Source organism: Runella defluvii (assembly GCF_014195535.1).
GTDB lineage: Bacteria > Bacteroidota > Bacteroidia > Cytophagales > Spirosomataceae > Runella > Runella defluvii.
This window is the reverse complement of record NZ_JACIBY010000003.1, coordinates 1-16,725: the sequence shown is the minus strand read 5'-3', so window position 1 is coordinate 16,725 and position 16,725 is coordinate 1. Positions and strand designations below refer to the sequence as shown.

Sequence of the window (16,725 nt, the reverse complement as noted above, 5' to 3'; positions counted from 1 at the left end):
GGGGCTGATTGTAGATTGATTTTCTTTTTGACAAAAGGCCAACAATAGGCTCATTGTCAATAACAAGAAAGGATTAAATTTTATCATAGAGGTCAGTTTCTTTTGATAAATCGTTTGAAATTATAATTCAACGTTACGTTCCACATAAAATCCTTATTACCTGGGACATTTGATTTGAATGTTTGGTTGATGGTAGATTGTAAACTAATAGGCGACTTTTGGTGCGACACACTTACCGTGAGGGTAAAGTAATCACCTCGATAGCCATCGGTATGCAAGAAAAAGATGGTAGGGAATAGGTTTAATCGAAAGTTTTGGCTCAATTTGAGATTAGTAAAACTGGTATTCAGAAACAATACCCTCGTGAGCTGTGGCCCATGCTTTTGTAAAGCGTTTCCTTGTAAATACGTAGCACTTACCCCAACGTGGGGCGTGATTTGGTAACTCGGCACAACCTCAAACGCAAGAAATCGTAGCATTTCGGTTATTTCGGTAGTTTTGCCGTTTTCGGTGTCTAGTCGTTTTATAAACGTAAAAGCGGGATGTGTTCCTACCCTAAAACCAAACTTTTTCTGGTCAATCAATTTATAGCGAAACCACCAGAGAAAACCGCCATTTTTGGCATCCAAAGCCACCCGAATGTCAGGGTCGAAACTAAATCTTTTTTTGCGAAACGATAACGTACTTACAATGGCTGGGCTATTCAGAGAAAACGAGGGAATGATAGAAAATCCATTGTTGGTTAAACCCACCGATCCCGAAAAAGTAGCGGTCTTGTTAGGGCTATCGGGCGTTTGTCCGATGCTAAGTAAAGAGGTTAAAATAAATAGAAACAGAAAAAGAAAATTCGTTAAACAATTCATTGACAGGTATTTATTTATTTTTTGCAAAGTTAGCGTGAGCATTTAGGATAACTTTTATACATTTCACTGTTTTACCTACCAATTTTACCGATGGTATTCCAATTCAACATTTAAGGATGTAGATTTGGTAAAAAAATACCAAGCCGATGATTATTTATGATAGCATAAAAACCTATAATGAAACCTTCAATCACCCTACTTTACACCCGCTCATCAGTGTGCTGGATTTGAGCAAAGGCAACCCTTTGAAGCGAGACAAATTTCGAATGGATTTCTATGCCATCATCATCAAAGACAGCAAATGTGGCGACTTACGATATGGCTTGAGGTACTATGATTATGACGAAGGAAGCATTATTTTTTTTGCTCCAGGGCAAATTACTACCTCCGAACCCGAAGGCGAATGGCATCAACCCTATGGCCTTGCCCTTATTTTTCATCCCGATTTAATCAAAGGAACGAGCTTAGGCAAGCAAATTCACGAATACACCTTTTTTAACTACGATTCTTACGAAGCACTGCACGTTTCGGAGAAAGAAAGAAACTTGGTGGATATTTGTTTTGCAAATATTGAATTGGAAATCAAGCAAAATATGGATGCCCACAGCAAAAAACTCATCGTGGCCAACATTGAATTGTTATTGAAATATTGTAGCCGTTTCTACGACCGCCAATTCATCACGCGGAAACACGTAAATCACGGAATTATCGAACAATTTGAGCAAAAACTAAATGAATATTTTCAAGGTGAAGAACTAAAATTCAACGGCTTACCTTCGGTGGCATACTTTGCCAATGAATTACATCTCTCTGCCAATTATTTTGGTGATTTGGTAAAAAAACAAACGGGTAAAACAGCTTTAGAATACATACAGCTTCGCTTGATAGATTTAGCCAAAGAACGCATCTTCGACAACAGCAAATCGGTGAGCGAAATAGCCTACGAATTGGGTTTCAAATATCCGCAGCATTTTACCCGATTTTTTAAGCAAAAAGTGGGGGTAAGTCCTGTGGAGTATCGAGGGTTGAATTAAAGTTAGCTAAAGTCAAATAAAAACTGCCGCAACGTGAGGTGATGAATCCCTTTGTAGGTATTGGTCGTAGCAAAGCTATTTTGACTAATAACGTATTTTGGGTAGTTATCATTGATAAGCAGTAGGTTACCAAATTCTCGGTCAATAGTAGCTTGTTCGTGGAGTAAGTACGCAACTTGAAAATAACTTATTTCCTGATTTTTAGTGGCGATAAAATCTATTTCTTTATCGGTCCAGGCCCCTGTTTTTACGTCATAACCACTTGATTTTAAGTGATTAAACACTACATTTTCATACACCTTTTGAATATCTTTTGGGGAGAAACCAACAATATTGTTTCGGATACCGATATCCTCAAAGTAGTACTTTTCGCCCACTTCAAAGATTCGTTTACCATTTATATCTTGTCTTTTTACTTTACGTACAATAAACGCATCTACCAAAAATTTGAGATAATCAATTACCGTATTGATGGATATTTGTATTTGCTGTGATTTGAGATAGTCACTGATTTTTTTTGCAGAAAGTTGACTCCCTACGTTGTCGGCAATGTAGTTGACCAAGTTTTCCAAAAAAGCCACATTTCGTATTTGATTACGTTTGATGATGTCTCTGTACAAAATCGAATTATAGATATTTTGTAAGTATTCACGCTTTATTCTGCTATCTTCTGGTAGTATTGAAAGACCTGCCAATCCCCCAAATTGTAAGAATTTCTCAAAATTAATTTCATTGTTTTCGGCTTCATTGAGTTCTAAAAACTCTCGATAGTCCAACGGAAACACTTCTATTTCAATAAGGCGACCACTGAGTAGGGTAGCCAATTCGCTCGAAAGCAGATTAGCATTACTTCCTGTGACATAAATATCAACATTGGGTCTTTTGTAAAAATTACGTAGCGATTTCTCAAAATCTTTTATCTCTTGCACCTCATCAATAATAATAGCTACGTTTGATTGAGTTGTGTTGGCTATGATGTAATCGTTGAGGGATCGGTAGTCAATAATGGCATCAAATTCATAGTTTTCTTTGTCAATATAAATCACCTGCACACCACTTGCCGAAAGTTCGTCGGCAATCATTTGTAGCAAAAAACTCTTCCCTACCCGCCGCTGACCTAACAGCACCTTTATAAGCGGCTTATTGATATAAGGTCTAATTTGCTGGAGGTATTTTTCTCGTCTAAGTACTTTCATTATAATAAAACTTTACTGTAAAAGTAAATTAATTTTCACTATAATGAAAACAACTCCAAGTTAGGTTTCAAATATCCACAAATTTTTACTCAATTTTTTAATCGCACAGCGCAAAGTCACAGCGCCAACCTCTGCGGCTTTGCGCCTTTGCGTGCATAAAAATCTCGCTACACCTCAATCACAGGCACTTCGCCTTCAACGATTAGCTTGCCTTCCGTGACTGATTGAATGTATTCGACCGTAATGCCAGGGGCTATTTCGAGCAATTTGAAGCCTCCCTCAGGCACTACTTCAAAAACCCCGAGTTCGGTCACAATTTTTTTGACGCAGCCGATGCCCGTCAGTGGCAACGTGCAGCGTTTCAACAATTTAGACTCTCCTGCTTTATTGACGTGCTGCATGGCTACAATGATGTTTTTGGCCGAAGCTACCAAGTCCATCGCGCCACCCATCCCTTTTACCATTTTACCAGGAATTTTCCAGTTGGCGATGTCTCCGTTTTCGGCCACTTCCATGGCACCCAAAATCGTCAAGTCCACGTGCTCGCCGCGAATCATGGCAAAACTCTCCGCCGAACTGAATAACGACGAACCTGCTTGCATGGTCACAGTTTGTTTGCCTGCGTTGATGAGGTCTGCATCCACGTTTTCTTCCGTCGGGAATGGGCCAATACCGAGCAAACCATTTTCGGATTGAAGTACTACATTGATTCCTTCGGGGATATAATTGGCAACTAACGTGGGGATTCCAATGCCTAAATTGACGTAATAGCCATCGCGGAGTTCTTTGGCAATGCGTTTGGCGATGCCAAATTTGTCTAACCCCACCCCTTCCCTTCGCACCGGCGAACCGCCCTGTAGGGAGGGAGTTAGAGCTTCCTTTTCAGAAGTTGGAATACTGACGATCCGTTGCTCTATCCGTTTTTCGTAATTTTTCCCTTCAAAAATCCGCTGCACATAAATCCCTGGAACGTGAATTTCGTTGGGGTCAAGTTCACCCGCAAGAACAAGCTCTTCCACTTCGGCAATGCAAATACTCCCCGCTGCGGCCATCATGGGGTTGAAATTGCGAGCAGTGCCTCTAAAGACCAAATTCCCAGAGGTATCTCCTTTCCAAGCCTTCACAATCGAAAAATCGGCGCGTAACCACGATTCCAGCAAGTATTTTTTTCCGTTAAACTCTCGTACTTCTTTGCCTTCGGCTACTTCGGTGCCTACACCTGCGGGGGTAAAAAACGCAGGAATTCCTGCCCCCCCTGCCCGTACACGTTCGGCCAATGTTCCTTGGGGAATCAGTTCCACTTCCAACTCACCTGAAAGCAATTGCCGTTCAAATTCCTTATTTTCACCGACATACGACGAAATCATCTTTTTAATCTGTCGCTGCTGAAGCATCAAGCCAATTCCAAAGGTATCAACTCCCGCATTGTTGGAAATGCAGGTCAGTTCTTTCACTCCTTTCTCTACCAATGCTGAGATGCAGTTTTCGGGAATACCGCACAGACCAAATCCTCCAAGCATTAGTATGGCCCCATCTTTTATATCTGCCACGGCCTCAGCCGCGCCACTTACTACTTTATTTATCATGGTTTAGTCTTTGTTAATCTGTTTATGGATACAATTGGGTCTGACTATCGTCTGACCCTGTTTTGGCTCACGGTCAGACGGTAGTCAGACCGATACCATTGATTGTTAAACGACCCACGAATGGCGTTAGTTTATTTTATAGACCTGAATCAGCACTTTATCGGGCTTACGAATTCCCGTTGCTACAAACACCGATTGAGACAGCCATACATACTTGGGGTCGGCGGTTTCAAATACGGGAATGGAGCGAAAATAATACTCCGACGGATCAACTTCCTTTCCTTCCGACAAACGTTTCATCACCTCCGCAGGCCCTCGCCGAAGTCCTTGGTTAACAATCGTAATCAAGGCACCATCATCGGTTTGAAGCACATAACGGGCATCCAACTCCGCTACCCCATCCGTACGAATTACCTGCCAATCGTATCCTCCTGCTTGAACCTTTCCTTTGATGGCAGGGCCCTCAAACGTTCCACCCGTAATTGGAATCATACGACGATTGCCACGGTGGGTATCGCCCATAAACTGTATATCTGCAACCTCTACCCGCAACTCAAATGCAAATTCTAATTCCATCTTTATTTTTTGTTCAAAGTCCTATTCACCCTTGTATTCATTCACTTTTTCAGTTTTAAATTTCTCGGTTTTACAGTTTTGCGGTTCCATTATCCTTTCCGATTTAGTGTCTGAACATCAAAACCCGCTATTTTTTTGTAGTGATCCATGACTTGCTCCAGTTCCTCATGCGGGACTTCATCGGGGGTAAACCCTTGTGGAAAACGCTCTTCCATCATATCCATAATTTGGTCGGGGCCTTTGGCGCGGTTTTGCAGCACCACTTTTGCGGCGGCAGGAACTCGCTCTTGGTCGTAAGCCTCTAACGCCTCCAATGGATTTTCAAATTTGAGCAAACATTCCATCAGATAATCAGCATCTAAAATCGCTTGCGATGCTCCGTTTGAACCAATTGGGTACATCGGGTGGGCCGCATCTCCCAAAAGGGTTACACGCCCAAACGTCCAGCGGTCGAGCGGGTTACGGTCGCTCATCGGAAACTCATACACGGCTTTAGCACCGTTAATCATCGCAGGAACATCTAGCCAATCAAACGTCCAATCTTTGTAAATTTCCACCAATCGTGCTTTGTCAGCTTCGCGGTTCCAGTCGCGTGCGGTGAGTTTCGATTTTCCTTCTTTCAAATTTCCCACCCAATTGATGAGCAAATCTCCATTTTCGTCGGGCGTAGGGTCAATGGGATACACGACCATTTTTTGCTGCATACTTCCAATCATCGCCATCGACGTGCCATTCAAAAATGGTTTCATACGAGTCGTACCTCGGTAAAGGACGTTTTCGGAATAAACAGGCGGGCCTTCGTTGGGGTACAGTTGTTGACGAACAACGGAGTTGATTCCGTCAGCACCAATCAGAACATCACCCGTTTCTTGGCGAATAATCTCTCCCGTTTCACGGTTGGTAAAAATCGCCCTTACCTCTTTTTCATCCTGTTCAAAATGAGACAAATGGTGGTTTGAAATGAGCTTATCCTCACCGATAACCCGTTTTGCTTCTTCCCACAAAAGCATTTGTAACGTACCACGGTGAATGGAGAATTGCGGCCATTTATAGCCCGCAAAACGTCCGCGAGGCTCCGTCCAAAACTGCTGCCCAAACTTATTGAAATACACCAAATCGGTGGTTTCAATGGCATTTTTTGCCATCCTTTCTTGCAAACCAAGGTGAGTGAGTACTCGTACCGAATGAGGCAGCGTGTTGATGCCGACGCCAAGGGGTTTTACCTCTTTGACCGATTCAAAAACGTTAACATCAAAACCAGCTTTGTGCAAGCAAAGCGCGGTGGTAAGTCCTCCAATTCCTCCGCCGATAATAATAATTTTCATGAATTAATCTTTAAAATAAGGCAGTCTGATTTTTGAAAAGCATAAAAAATCAATGGTCTCCCGCGAAAACCGCTTCGTCATTTTTGTCGAATGGTTGACTATAATTAGAACCAAACCCTAATCCAGCTAACCCAATGAATGCCACTCCTGCCATGACACTCACCATAGGCATGGCCGTACCGTCATCAAAATAGCTACAAATAGCCGAGGCAACCGCCCCCGCTCCCATTTGAAAACTCCCCAACAATGCCGTGGCCGAACCTACATTTTTGGAAAAAGGGAGAATTGCCAAGGCCATCGCATTGGCTCCTATCATGCCTAAACAGAACGTATAAACGGCCACTAGACTCATCAACGAACCCAACGAAAGGTACGAAAATGCCACAACTATCACCAAAAAAACGCCCATTACCGCTTGTACCAGCAAGCCTCTTTTAGCAATGGTTTCGCTGGAATGGTATTTCAATAACCAACGATTAAGCTGGCTTCCAACAACAAAAGAAGCGGCATTAAGACCAAATACCCAGCCAAAGGTCTGTTCGTTGAGCCCCAGCAATTTCATATAAACAAAAGGTGCATTGGCAATAAAGGCAAAGATTCCCGCCGTGTTCATAGCAGCCATTAAGGTGAAACCTAAAAACGCGCGGTTTTGTAAAATGGAATAAAAGTCCGTTAGAACAGCTTTGGGTTTCAGTGATACACTTCGGTCCTTTCCGCGTGATTCGGGCAAAAAGTAATAAACCAAAACCAAAATGAGACTAGCAAATGCCGCCAATACCCAGAAAATAGCCCGCCACCCCAAACAAACCACGACAAATCCACCCACCGAAGGCGCAATGATGGGGGCAATTCCCATCACCAACGTCATGGTAGAGAAAACCTGTGCCAAGCGGTTGGCAGGAAACACGTCCCGAACAATGGCGCGATTGGCCACCATTCCCATGCTTCCTCCAATGGCTTGAAAAAAGCGGAGTACAATTAATCCTTCAACGGAATTGACCATCGAACAGCCAATACTCGCTATGATATAAACGCCTAACATCAGCAATAATGGGTTTTTACGCCCAAAACGGTCAACTAACGGACCATTGAGAAGTTGTCCCAAACAAATTCCAACGAAGTAGCTACTCATCGAATAAGCGACTTCGGCGATGGTTACGTTCAATTCTTGGGCAATGGTAGGAAAAGCCGCCAAGTACATATCGGTCGAGAATGGGCCAATTCCTTGCAGCGCTCCTAATAATAAAATGATGTTTTGTTCTTGTTTTTTTGTCATGGAGAGGGGGTTGTAAACCTATGAGGTTTTGTAATCGTCCGAATCAGAAACCTCATAGGTTTAATTAAACCAAAAATGACTAATTATTGGAATAGTGCAAATTTCCAATAATTAGTCAAAAAATGGTTAGGCGAAATACGCTTTATTTTATGCAGAATCAATCAGCAATTTACTCAAATGCATCCTTTACGATTTCAAGTAGGGCCTTTTTAGTGACGGTACTTTCCTCTGATTTATCATAAATCGCTACCAGAAAAATGATACATCCCTGCTCAGTTTCTTCAAAAAGGTATGAAATCACCCTAAATCCGCCACTTTTTCCCTTTCCTTTACTTTTTACTGCCAATCGAATTTTATAAAGCCCAGCCCCCAGTGCCTCACCAATTTTGGGATTTTCAAGAAGTGCATTAACCAGCTGCTCTACATCTTGATCAAGAGAATTAAACTTTTTAACAAGCCTCTTAAAACGATTGTCAAAATAAGGAGTTGTAAAAACCTCATTTTTCATTCGCTATTTCCCTTTTTAAATCTGCAAATGTTCGGCGAGGTAATTTCCCCTCTTGAATGAGCTTTACTTCTTTTAACCCCTGCTCAACCCCTTCTAAAAACACTTCTACTTTCTCATTTTTATCTATGAGCTGTTTGAAACGCTTTTTTTCTTTCTCAGGCAAATGTGTGTAAAGTTCGTATAAGGCGTGTGCTTGTGACATGATTTTTGAATGTTAATTTTCAAAGTTAACAAACAAATTCAACAATTCAAGCCTCACATTCCCCCCACTACACCCGCTCAATCACTACGGCATAACCCATGCCGACGCCTACGCACATGGAAGCCAAGGCATAACGCTGATTAGTACGAACAAGCTGATTTACTGCCGCTTGCACAATACGCGTCCCCGACATACCAAGCGGATGCCCAAGGGCAATGGCTCCTCCGTTGGGATTGATACGGGCGTCGTCATCGGCCAATCCGAGGTTGCGCGAAACGGCCAAACATTGAGCCGAAAACGCTTCATTAAACTCAATGACCGCCATGTCATCGAGCGTCAATCCTGCTTTTTGAAGGGCTTTTTGCGAAGCACCCACGGGCCCAATTCCCATAATCCGAGGCTCAACTCCCACCACCGCCGAGCTAACAATACGCGCTTTGGGGCTGAGATTATAGCTTTTTACAGCCTCTTCCGACGCAATAAACATGGCCGCTGCCCCGTCGTTTAAGCCCGAAGCATTCCCCGCCGTAACCGTTCCACCTTCTTTTTTGAAGGCAGGTTTTAGTTTGGCTAATCCTTCCAAAGTAGTGTTTGGCTTGATAAATTCGTCTTTGGCAAAAACCGTTACATTGCCTTTGCGGTCAGTCATTTCAACGGGAATGATTTCTTCCGCTAAAATCCCATTTTGCTGTGCGGCTGTTGCTTTTTGCTGAGAACGCAACGCAAACAAATCTTGGTCTTCGCGGCTAATGTTGTACATTTCAGCCAAGTTTTCGGCCGTTACGCCCATGGCATCGGTTCCGTACATTTTTTGCATTTTGGGGTTAACAAAACGCCAGCCAAAACTCGAATCAAACATTTGAGCATCATTCCCAAAGGGTTTTGAGGTCTTTGAAATGACCCAAGGCCCACGCGTCATGTGTTCCATTCCTCCAGCAATAAACACCTCACCGTCACCTGCTTTGATGGCGCGGTTGGCGTGCACTACCGCCGACATTCCTGACGAACACAGTCGGTTGACGGTTTCGCCTGGAATTGTGTAGGGAAGTCCCGCAAGAAGCAAAGCCATTCGCGCTACGTTGCGATTGTCCTCCCCTGCTTGATTGTGACAACCCAAAATGACATCTTCAATCACCTCCGTTGGAATCGAAGGGTTTCTTTTTATCAATTCAATGATGGGCAAGGCCGCTAAATCATCGGCTCTTACGGGTGACAAACTGCCACCAAAGCTACCAATCGGAGTACGAATGGCATCTATGATAAATGCGTCTTTCATAGTAACTATACGATTGTTCTTATGATGAGATAAAAAACGGAAGGACACAGTAAGCATCCAAGTCCCGTATAAAAAGTAGCTGTAAGTGCGCCATAAGGCACTAATTTGGGGTCAGTAGCGGCTAATCCAGCCATTACGCCTGCGTTTGTTCCCATAATTCCCCCAAATACCATGGCTGTGTGCGGATTGTCTAAGCCTATACGCTTGGCGAGCAAAGGGGTGGCAATAGCTACTACTGTCGCTTTTACGACACCCGTGGCGATACTCAACGCAATCACTTCCGAACTCGCTCCAATGGCAGCCCCCGTCACAGGGCCTACGATATACGTACAGGCACCTGCCCCAATGGTAGTGAGGCTGACGGCGTCGTGGTAGCCCATGACCCACGCGACACTCAACCCAACGGAAAACGCAACGATAATTCCTATTATCAACGAAATAGCTCCGACTATCCCCGATTTGCGCATCAGCAAAATACTTGCTCCAAACGCCGTGGAAACAATCGCAAAGTCGCGAAACATGGAACCACCCAATTGACCCATCCCCGAAAAAAGTTTCACATCGGCAATGCCCTTTTCCCCTCCCGAAATCGTACCTCCTACATACGCTAATAGTAATCCAAAAACGATGGCCACCGCTGGGGTTGGCACTTTTTTATTAAGCAATCGCTTGGATACGGTATCAGCCACTAAAATCATTAACCCAACCACCAAAAACGCAACAACTAACCCATTTTTTTCCAAAAACTTGAGAAGTATTTCCATCTTATTGTTCCGTTGAAGGTTTAAAGGCTTTGGTCAAATAAGGAATCATAAAGTAACAAACGGCAACGGGCAACGCTCCAGCCAACAAGGCCACCGCTCCGCTCGAAACGGCGAGTTTGACGTTTTGGATAGAGGCCATTGCTACGATAATCGGGATGTACATCTGATTCCAAAACTGAATACCAGATTGTGTCAAGTTATCCAGTTTTCCCTGCTTTTCTAACCAACTGTTGACGACAATCAGCAAAAGCATGGCAAAACCTACCCCGCCGACGTTGGCCTCTACCCCCAACCAACTTCCGAGGTATTCGCCGACGACTTGTCCGACGAGGTAACAAAATGCTAAAAGGGCGACACCGTAAATGACCATGGGGCAGGAATTAATTCAATTTGAGAATTTGAAAATTAGGCAATTATGATTATTCTCCTCTAATTCCAGCCTAAAGGCTGGAATTAGAGGAATATTCAGGTGGTCTCACAAAAACAACGGTTTCAAGTCATTTTTGGTCACTTTCCCCATGGCGTTACGCGGAAAATCATCCACTATTTTATACTGACGCGGGGTTTTGTACGCAGGCATTTTTTCCCGAATCCACGTATTCAATTCTTTCAAATCGACCGCTACGCCGTCGGTGATGATAGCTGCTACGACCAACTCACCCCATTCTTCATTGGGAATGCCAATCACGCTACAATCTTTGATGGCAGGGTGAGTGCGAAGTACTTCTTCAATTTCGAGCGCCGAAATTTTATATCCTCCCGACTTAATAATATCAATCGAATCGCGCCCCAAAATACGGTAATAGCCTTTTTCTTTAACGGCTACGTCTCCCGTTTTGAACCAGCCATCTTCGGTAAATGCTTTTTGCGTCGCTTCGGGACGACGCCAATATTCCAGAAAAACGTTATTGCCTTTTATTTGAATTTCGCCCGCAGCACGGCCTTTTACTTCGTTTCCTTCGTCGTCCACCAACCGAACTTTCACCCCCGCCAAAGGCTTTCCGATGTATCCTGCTTTGCGTTCGCCGTCGTACGGATTACTAATTCCCATTCCGATTTCGGTCATACCGTAGCGTTCCAAAAGCGTGTGCGTGCTTATTGTTTTCCACTTTTCCATCACCGTTACAGGCAATGCCGCCGAACCCGATACCATCAAACGAAACTTCGATAGCGCTTCGGTGATTTCTTGTTGACGTTCAGCAGGCAAACCTTCCCAATAAGAAATGAGTTTAAAATAAATCGTCGGGACAGCCATAAACAAGTTGACTTTCCCCGCTAAAAAAAGCTCAAACAACGCTTCAGCGGAAAATGACGGCAAAAATTGCACCGTCGCTCCCGACCATAATGCACACGAAACGACATTGATAATCCCATGGACGTGGTGCAACGGCAACACACATACGATGTGGTCGTTTTCGCTCCATTTCCAAGATTTTATCAAGGTTGAAATTTGGGCTTCGAGGTTTGCGTGGGTCGTCACCACGCCTTTGGGAAGGCTCGTCGTTCCACTGGTGTATAAAATCATCGCCCGACGACTCTTTTCCAACGTTGGCAGCCCCGCTGGTGAACCATTTGCTTCTTTTTCTTCACTCAATACAATAAAACGCAAGCCTTTTTCCAAGACCCAGTCTTTTAACAAAGCGGCATATTCAGGGCCAACGACCACTATTTCGGCTTGGGTATCTTCAATAACATACTGCAACGATGGCAGCGGATACGTAATGCACAAGGGCGCCGCAACGCCTCCCGCCAACCAGATTCCCCACTGTACACGCACGTAATCGAAGCTTGGCGATACCATAAAGGCCACGCGAGTTTCCTTCAAGTCATCAGAAGTTTCAAGAAGTTGGTGTGCAAAAGCCCTTGAGGCGTCGATTAATGCTTGGTAGTTATAACTTTCTTCTCCTGCAACAATCGCCTCTTTGGCAGGGTTTTTAAGTGCATTGGCCGTAATGTTCAACATTTGTGATAAAAATGTTTGGGTGAAGTCGGTTACAATAACCGACATTGAGGTTTCTCAAAACCTCGGTTGAAATTTATAATGCTACCTCAAAGTTAGCACTTGTTTTGGCAATTACTTCTTCGAGGGTGACGTTTGGCATTAAGCCCGTTAACGTAAGTTTACCGTTCGGAAATTCAAACACCGCCAATTCTGTAATTACCATATCCACTACCCCCGATGCTGTGAGGGGTAAAGTGCATTGAGGCACAATTTTAGAAGAACCATCGGGGTTGGTGTGGGTCATGGTAATGATAAGTTTTTTAGCCCCTTTGGCCAAATCCATTGCTCCACCTACGCCCAGCAACGGCTTTCCTGGCACGGCCCAGTTGGCCAAATTCGCCGCTTCGTCCACTTCTAACCCTCCCATAATAGCCACGTCGATGTGCCCACCGCGAATCATGGCGAAGGAATCAGCACTGTCAAAATAGCTACTTCCTTTTAGGGCTGTGACAGGAATCTTTCCCGCATTGACAGGGTAGTCCATCGCACCGCCGCCGTCGGTAGGCACGGGGCCAACGCCCAACATTCCGTTTTCGGTGTGCAAAATGATACCGTGTTCTTCGGTGATTAAATCGGCCACCAATGTTGGTATTCCAATACCCAAATTGACAACGTTTCCTTTCTGGAGTTCGGCCAATGCGCGTTTGGCCATGTTCATACGGCTTTCATCCACTTTTTTAGACGACGAAACCGAGGCAGACGTCCCCAAGTCTTCCAAGGTAAGTTTTGCCACCACAACGTAATCGACAAAACAGCCTGGCGTATGTACGTTTTCGGGCGCAATTTCGCCCACGGGAACTACTTCTTCCACTTCTACAATCACCAAATCGGCAGCAGTAGCCATCGCTTTGTTGAAATTATTTTCGGTCATTCGGTACTGCAAGTTTCCTGCGGTATCGGCCCGCCACGCCCGAATAAACGCGACATTTCCCCGTAAGGCTTTGATAAACACCTGCTCTTCACCGTCAATGACCTTGGTTTCACGCCCTTGGGCGATAAGCGTCCCCGCCGACGTAGGGGTATAAAATCCACCAATACCTGCTCCACCCGCTCGAAGCGCCTCGGCCAAGGTTCCTTGCGGAAGTAACTCATACGCCACCGCCCCCGACTGTGCCGCCTTAACGGCATCGGGGTTGGAGGTGAAAAAAGAGCCTATCATTTTTTTGAGTTGACCGTTGCGTAGCAAGCGCCCTCCTCCTAAGCCAGGCTCTCCCGTATTGTTGCCAATAAATGTCAGATTTTTAGTCCCAATTTCGGCCAAAGCGTGCATGAGATGGACAGGGTTACCCGTCATTCCAAAACCGCCTTGCAGCAAAATATCCCCTTCTTTCACCATACTAGCGGCAGTGTGAAGGTCTATAATGGGTACTTGTTTCATATTGTTATGATAGTTGGAGAATGGATATTTCAAACCCGCTTGATACGTTATTAAGTAAATAATTTCATTTGTTTGACCCGCAGAAACTCGCTGAATCATACAAACGCAGATTTTCGCTGAAAAGAACTTAATGATGCAACTAATCGGCGTTTATCTGCGGTTCTCAATCTGCGCCAATCAGCGGGTAAAACTTCAAAGTACTCAATTTACTCAAACGCCTCAAAAGGCAGTCCAACGTAATTTTCGGCAATGGTAGTCGCGTAGGCTTTTGAGATACTGATGTAATCAAACTTCGCCTTTTGTAAGTGATACTGAAACGACCCGTGTGCATCTTGTTTGTGAAAAAGCGTGGTCATAAAGTTGGAGAAATCTTGCGCTCTCCAAATTCTTCTCAACGCAATGTCCGAATAAGCATCCAATAGTTTCATGGAGTTGTTTTTGTAAAAATCCACAAAGCCATCCACCAAATGTTTTACGTCGGCTACGGCCAAGTTAAGTCCTTTTCCGCCCGTTGGAGGCACAATGTGTGCTGCATCACCCGCTAAAAAAAATCTTCCCGCTTGCATATTATCGGTAAAGAAACTGCGCATTGGAGTGATACTTTTCTCAAAAATAGGTCCCGATTTCAGCGTCCAACCCTCCGTTCCCAAACGCAGCGAAAGTTCTTCCCAAATGCGGTCGTCCGACCAGTTATCTACGTGGTCATTGTTGTCAACCTGAATATACAAACGGCTTACTTTCTCCGAACGAAGGCTGTGTAAGGCAAACCCATTTTGGTGGTAAGCGTAAATCAATTCTTCCGACGAAGGAGCCACGTTTGCCAAAATCCCTAACCAACTGAATGGATACGTAATAGAAAACTCATTAAAGGTATTTTTTGGTAACGTTTTACGACCTACTCCGTGGAAACCATCGCAGGCCGCTACAAAATCACACTCAATCACTCCTGCTGCTTCTTCATGCACAAAGTGGATTTTGGGTGAAGTAGTATCAAAACCTTCAATTTGAGTGGCAGCTGCTTCAAAATAAAGTTCTCCTCCGCCCGCCAACCACGCATCGGTTAGGTCTTTGACCACTTCTTGTTGGCCATAGATAGTAATATTTCGTCCATTGGTATGTTCTCCAAATGGCACCCGAATGCGGTTTCCATCAAAACTTAAATACACACCGTGGTGCTCTTGTCCTTCCCGAACGAGTCGGTCGGCCAAGCCCAACTGTTTGTAAATATCAACGGTGTTTTGTTCCAACAATCCTGCACGAACACGTGCTTGAACGTATTCACGGCTTCGATTTTCGATAATCACCGATTCAATACCATGTTTACGGAGCCAATGTGCTAGCGTCAGACCCGCAGGCCCAGCTCCAATAATACCGACTTGGGTTTTGATTACTTTCATTTTATCAATGTTTACAGTAAGCTGATGAGGCAGGATGATTTTATATTTTAGAATGTGCCATTTATTTCTTTAAATACTTCTTCGGCTGTATGAAAGGCTTCATTGGCAGCGGGCAAGCCACAGTACAACGCAGCGTGCATAATAACTTCTTTGATTTCGGTCACAGTCACGCCGTTGTTTAGCGCCGCTTTAACGTGCATTTTAAACTCCGCTTTTCGGTTGAGAGCTATCAACATCGCCATCGTAATCAGGCTTCGATTATGCTTCGACAAGTCGGGGCGAGTCCAAATCTCTCCCCACGCATAACGCGTAATAAAATCCTGAAAATCAGCATTAAAGTCATTGATTTTGGCATTGGCGCGATCCACGTGCTCGTTGCCTAAAACGGAGCGACGAACGTGCATCCCTTGCTCATAAGTGGATGTCCCTACCAAAAAATCAATCAATACCTCAGCATATTCTTTGGGCAATTCTGTACTTGCCAAATGCCGTGCGTGCAGAACTTTGAGTTGCGCATTGGGAATGTGATTGACCAAAAACTGGGCTTGTTCTACGTTTGTCACAGGGTCTTCGTCGCCCGTAATGACCAACGTTTCTACCGATAATTGGTGGAGTTGTTCCCGAAAATCAGCATCCCGAATTGCTTCGCAGCACTTAGAATAACTTTTAATATCACTTCGTAAAAACATCGCTTTGGTTTCAGCAACTCGGGTTGGATTAGCTTCTCTAAAAGCCTCCGTAAACCACCGTTCCATGGTATCATCAACGATGGCCTGCATTCCGTTTTTAGTAATGGTTTCAATTCGGCCATTCCAGCGCTCGTCGTTCCCGATTTTAGCCCCTGTGTTGCTCAAAACTATTTTATGAAAACGTTGCTGATGATGAATCCCCAGCCATTGACCAATCAAGCCCCCCATCGAGAGTCCGCAGTAGTAGGCGCTTTCAATGCCCAATTCATCCATCAATTGAATAACTTGTTCACCTAAGTCACCAATTGAGCAGGGCTTATCTAAATCTTGAGGGCTGGTCGTATATCGTAATACCTGAAAGTAGGGCAATAGATACGGAACTACTTCGTCCCACATCATCATTTCTGACCCTAGCGAGTTTGAAAATATCAAAACAGGGCTATTGGGCGTACCTTGCAATTGGTAGTTGGTGTTCATTTTTTTTACAATTTCGAGTTCTACGAATGACGAATTTTCCGAATCGCCAATTAGTTTGTTCTTAGTTACGAGCAGTGCTACTAAGTACTTGACCATATTTAGTTTTCATTAAAAGGGCTAAAATTTATATTGAGATGGGTACCTACATTAGCCATACACCGATTCACAGCGTAGAG

At 44.2% G+C, this 16,725-nt stretch carries 16 protein-coding genes and 1 pseudogene; 1 reads left to right on the top strand and 16 read right to left on the bottom strand.

Features of this window, described 5'->3' with window-relative positions:
- Positions 1 to 92: 92 nt before the first annotated feature.
- Positions 93 to 863 (bottom strand): hypothetical protein, encoded by a 771-nt coding sequence (locus tag FHS57_RS07660; RefSeq protein ID WP_183972285.1) that lies wholly within the window; start codon positions 861 to 863, stop codon positions 93 to 95.
- A gap of 146 nt (positions 864 to 1,009) precedes the next feature.
- Here FHS57_RS07660 and FHS57_RS07655 point away from each other — a divergent pair, with 146 nt between their 5' ends.
- Positions 1,010 to 1,897: a helix-turn-helix domain-containing protein gene (locus FHS57_RS07655; protein ID WP_183972284.1), complete on the top strand. Its 888-nt coding sequence runs from the start codon at positions 1,010 to 1,012 to the stop codon at positions 1,895 to 1,897.
- Between the two features lie 2 nt (positions 1,898 to 1,899).
- Here the strand turns inward: FHS57_RS07655 and FHS57_RS07650 are convergent, their stop codons facing one another.
- The 15 genes and pseudogenes from FHS57_RS07650 to pcaDC form a co-directional block, all read right to left on the bottom strand.
- Positions 1,900 to 3,093, bottom strand: coding sequence for an ATP-binding protein (locus FHS57_RS07650; RefSeq protein ID WP_183972283.1), 1,194 nt, complete (start codon positions 3,091 to 3,093; stop codon positions 1,900 to 1,902).
- Between the two features lie 167 nt (positions 3,094 to 3,260).
- The gene (locus FHS57_RS31760) at positions 3,261 to 3,920 is read right to left on the bottom strand and encodes a 3-oxoacid CoA-transferase subunit B (RefSeq protein WP_310586988.1); all 660 of its coding nucleotides are present in this window, start codon (positions 3,918 to 3,920) and stop codon (positions 3,261 to 3,263) included.
- Between the two features lie 72 nt (positions 3,921 to 3,992).
- Positions 3,993 to 4,679 (bottom strand): annotated as a pseudogene (locus tag FHS57_RS31755) (CoA transferase subunit A); the annotation flags it as partial.
- A gap of 126 nt (positions 4,680 to 4,805) precedes the next feature.
- Entirely contained in the window at positions 4,806 to 5,255 is a 450-nt protein-coding gene (locus tag FHS57_RS07640; protein ID WP_183972281.1) for a DUF3237 domain-containing protein, read from the bottom strand.
- Positions 5,256 to 5,344: 89 nt separating this feature from the next.
- A complete protein-coding gene (locus FHS57_RS07635; protein ID WP_183972280.1) occupies positions 5,345 to 6,580 on the bottom strand; it encodes a flavin-dependent oxidoreductase in 1,236 nt (411 codons plus the stop codon).
- Positions 6,581 to 6,629: 49 nt separating this feature from the next.
- Positions 6,630 to 7,856 carry a multidrug effflux MFS transporter gene (locus FHS57_RS07630; protein ID WP_183972279.1) on the bottom strand — a complete coding sequence of 409 codons (1,227 nt, stop codon included), beginning with the start codon at positions 7,854 to 7,856 and terminating at the stop codon, positions 6,630 to 6,632.
- A 169-nt stretch (positions 7,857 to 8,025) separates the two neighbouring features.
- The gene (locus FHS57_RS07625; RefSeq protein WP_183972278.1) at positions 8,026 to 8,364 is read right to left on the bottom strand and encodes a type II toxin-antitoxin system RelE/ParE family toxin; all 339 of its coding nucleotides are present in this window, start codon (positions 8,362 to 8,364) and stop codon (positions 8,026 to 8,028) included.
- Complete coding sequence (locus FHS57_RS07620; protein ID WP_183972277.1) at positions 8,354 to 8,566, bottom strand: hypothetical protein; 213 nt, start codon at positions 8,564 to 8,566, stop codon at positions 8,354 to 8,356. The genes FHS57_RS07625 and FHS57_RS07620 overlap by 11 nt, the downstream gene beginning before the upstream one ends.
- Before the next feature lie 67 nt (positions 8,567 to 8,633).
- The gene (gene pcaF, locus FHS57_RS07615; protein ID WP_183972276.1) at positions 8,634 to 9,842 is read right to left on the bottom strand and encodes a 3-oxoadipyl-CoA thiolase; all 1,209 of its coding nucleotides are present in this window, start codon (positions 9,840 to 9,842) and stop codon (positions 8,634 to 8,636) included.
- Positions 9,843 to 9,847: 5 nt separating this feature from the next.
- Positions 9,848 to 10,606, bottom strand: a complete 759-nt coding sequence (madM, locus tag FHS57_RS07610; RefSeq protein WP_183972275.1) for a malonate transporter subunit MadM — start codon at positions 10,604 to 10,606, stop codon at positions 9,848 to 9,850.
- 1 nt (position 10,607) lies between these two features.
- A complete protein-coding gene (gene madL, locus FHS57_RS07605) occupies positions 10,608 to 10,976 on the bottom strand; it encodes a malonate transporter subunit MadL (RefSeq protein ID WP_183972274.1) in 369 nt (122 codons plus the stop codon).
- 105 nt (positions 10,977 to 11,081) lie between these two features.
- Positions 11,082 to 12,569, bottom strand: coding sequence for an acyl-CoA synthetase (locus tag FHS57_RS07600; RefSeq protein WP_183973136.1), 1,488 nt, complete (start codon positions 12,567 to 12,569; stop codon positions 11,082 to 11,084).
- Positions 12,570 to 12,642: 73 nt separating this feature from the next.
- The gene (locus tag FHS57_RS07595; RefSeq protein WP_183972273.1) at positions 12,643 to 13,986 is read right to left on the bottom strand and encodes a 3-oxoacid CoA-transferase; all 1,344 of its coding nucleotides are present in this window, start codon (positions 13,984 to 13,986) and stop codon (positions 12,643 to 12,645) included.
- Between the two features lie 206 nt (positions 13,987 to 14,192).
- Entirely contained in the window at positions 14,193 to 15,383 is a 1,191-nt protein-coding gene (locus FHS57_RS07590; RefSeq protein WP_183972272.1) for a 4-hydroxybenzoate 3-monooxygenase, read from the bottom strand.
- A 47-nt stretch (positions 15,384 to 15,430) separates the two neighbouring features.
- Positions 15,431 to 16,645 carry a bifunctional 3-oxoadipate enol-lactonase/4-carboxymuconolactone decarboxylase PcaDC gene (pcaDC, locus tag FHS57_RS07585; RefSeq protein WP_445508834.1) on the bottom strand — a complete coding sequence of 405 codons (1,215 nt, stop codon included), beginning with the start codon at positions 16,643 to 16,645 and terminating at the stop codon, positions 15,431 to 15,433.
- Positions 16,646 to 16,725 lie beyond the last annotated feature (80 nt).

Bases quoted from the DNA above. Each gene is read 5' to 3' on its own strand.
- FHS57_RS07625 (WP_183972278.1), bottom strand. From the start codon at position 8,364: ATGAAAAATGAGGTTTTTACAACTCCTTATTTTGACAATCGTTTTAAG.
- pcaF (WP_183972276.1), bottom strand. From the start codon at position 9,842: ATGAAAGACGCATTTATCATAGATGCCATTCGTACTCCGATTGGTAGC.
- FHS57_RS07620 (WP_183972277.1), bottom strand. From the start codon at position 8,566: ATGTCACAAGCACACGCCTTATACGAACTTTACACACATTTGCCTGAG.
- FHS57_RS07590 (WP_183972272.1), bottom strand. From the start codon at position 15,383: ATGAAAGTAATCAAAACCCAAGTCGGTATTATTGGAGCTGGGCCTGCG.
- FHS57_RS07600 (WP_183973136.1), bottom strand. From the start codon at position 12,569: ATGTTGAACATTACGGCCAATGCACTTAAAAACCCTGCCAAAGAGGCG.
- madM (WP_183972275.1), bottom strand. From the start codon at position 10,606: ATGGAAATACTTCTCAAGTTTTTGGAAAAAAATGGGTTAGTTGTTGCG.
- FHS57_RS07595 (WP_183972273.1), bottom strand. From the start codon at position 13,986: ATGAAACAAGTACCCATTATAGACCTTCACACTGCCGCTAGTATGGTG.
- FHS57_RS07640 (WP_183972281.1), bottom strand. From the start codon at position 5,255: ATGGAATTAGAATTTGCATTTGAGTTGCGGGTAGAGGTTGCAGATATA.
- madL (WP_183972274.1), bottom strand. From the start codon at position 10,976: ATGGTCATTTACGGTGTCGCCCTTTTAGCATTTTGTTACCTCGTCGGA.
- FHS57_RS07655 (WP_183972284.1), top strand. From the start codon at position 1,010: ATGATTATTTATGATAGCATAAAAACCTATAATGAAACCTTCAATCAC.
- pcaDC (WP_445508834.1), bottom strand. From the start codon at position 16,645: ATGGTCAAGTACTTAGTAGCACTGCTCGTAACTAAGAACAAACTAATT.
- FHS57_RS07660 (WP_183972285.1), bottom strand. From the start codon at position 863: ATGAATTGTTTAACGAATTTTCTTTTTCTGTTTCTATTTATTTTAACC.
- FHS57_RS07630 (WP_183972279.1), bottom strand. From the start codon at position 7,856: ATGACAAAAAAACAAGAACAAAACATCATTTTATTATTAGGAGCGCTG.
- FHS57_RS07650 (WP_183972283.1), bottom strand. From the start codon at position 3,093: ATGAAAGTACTTAGACGAGAAAAATACCTCCAGCAAATTAGACCTTAT.
- FHS57_RS07635 (WP_183972280.1), bottom strand. From the start codon at position 6,580: ATGAAAATTATTATTATCGGCGGAGGAATTGGAGGACTTACCACCGCG.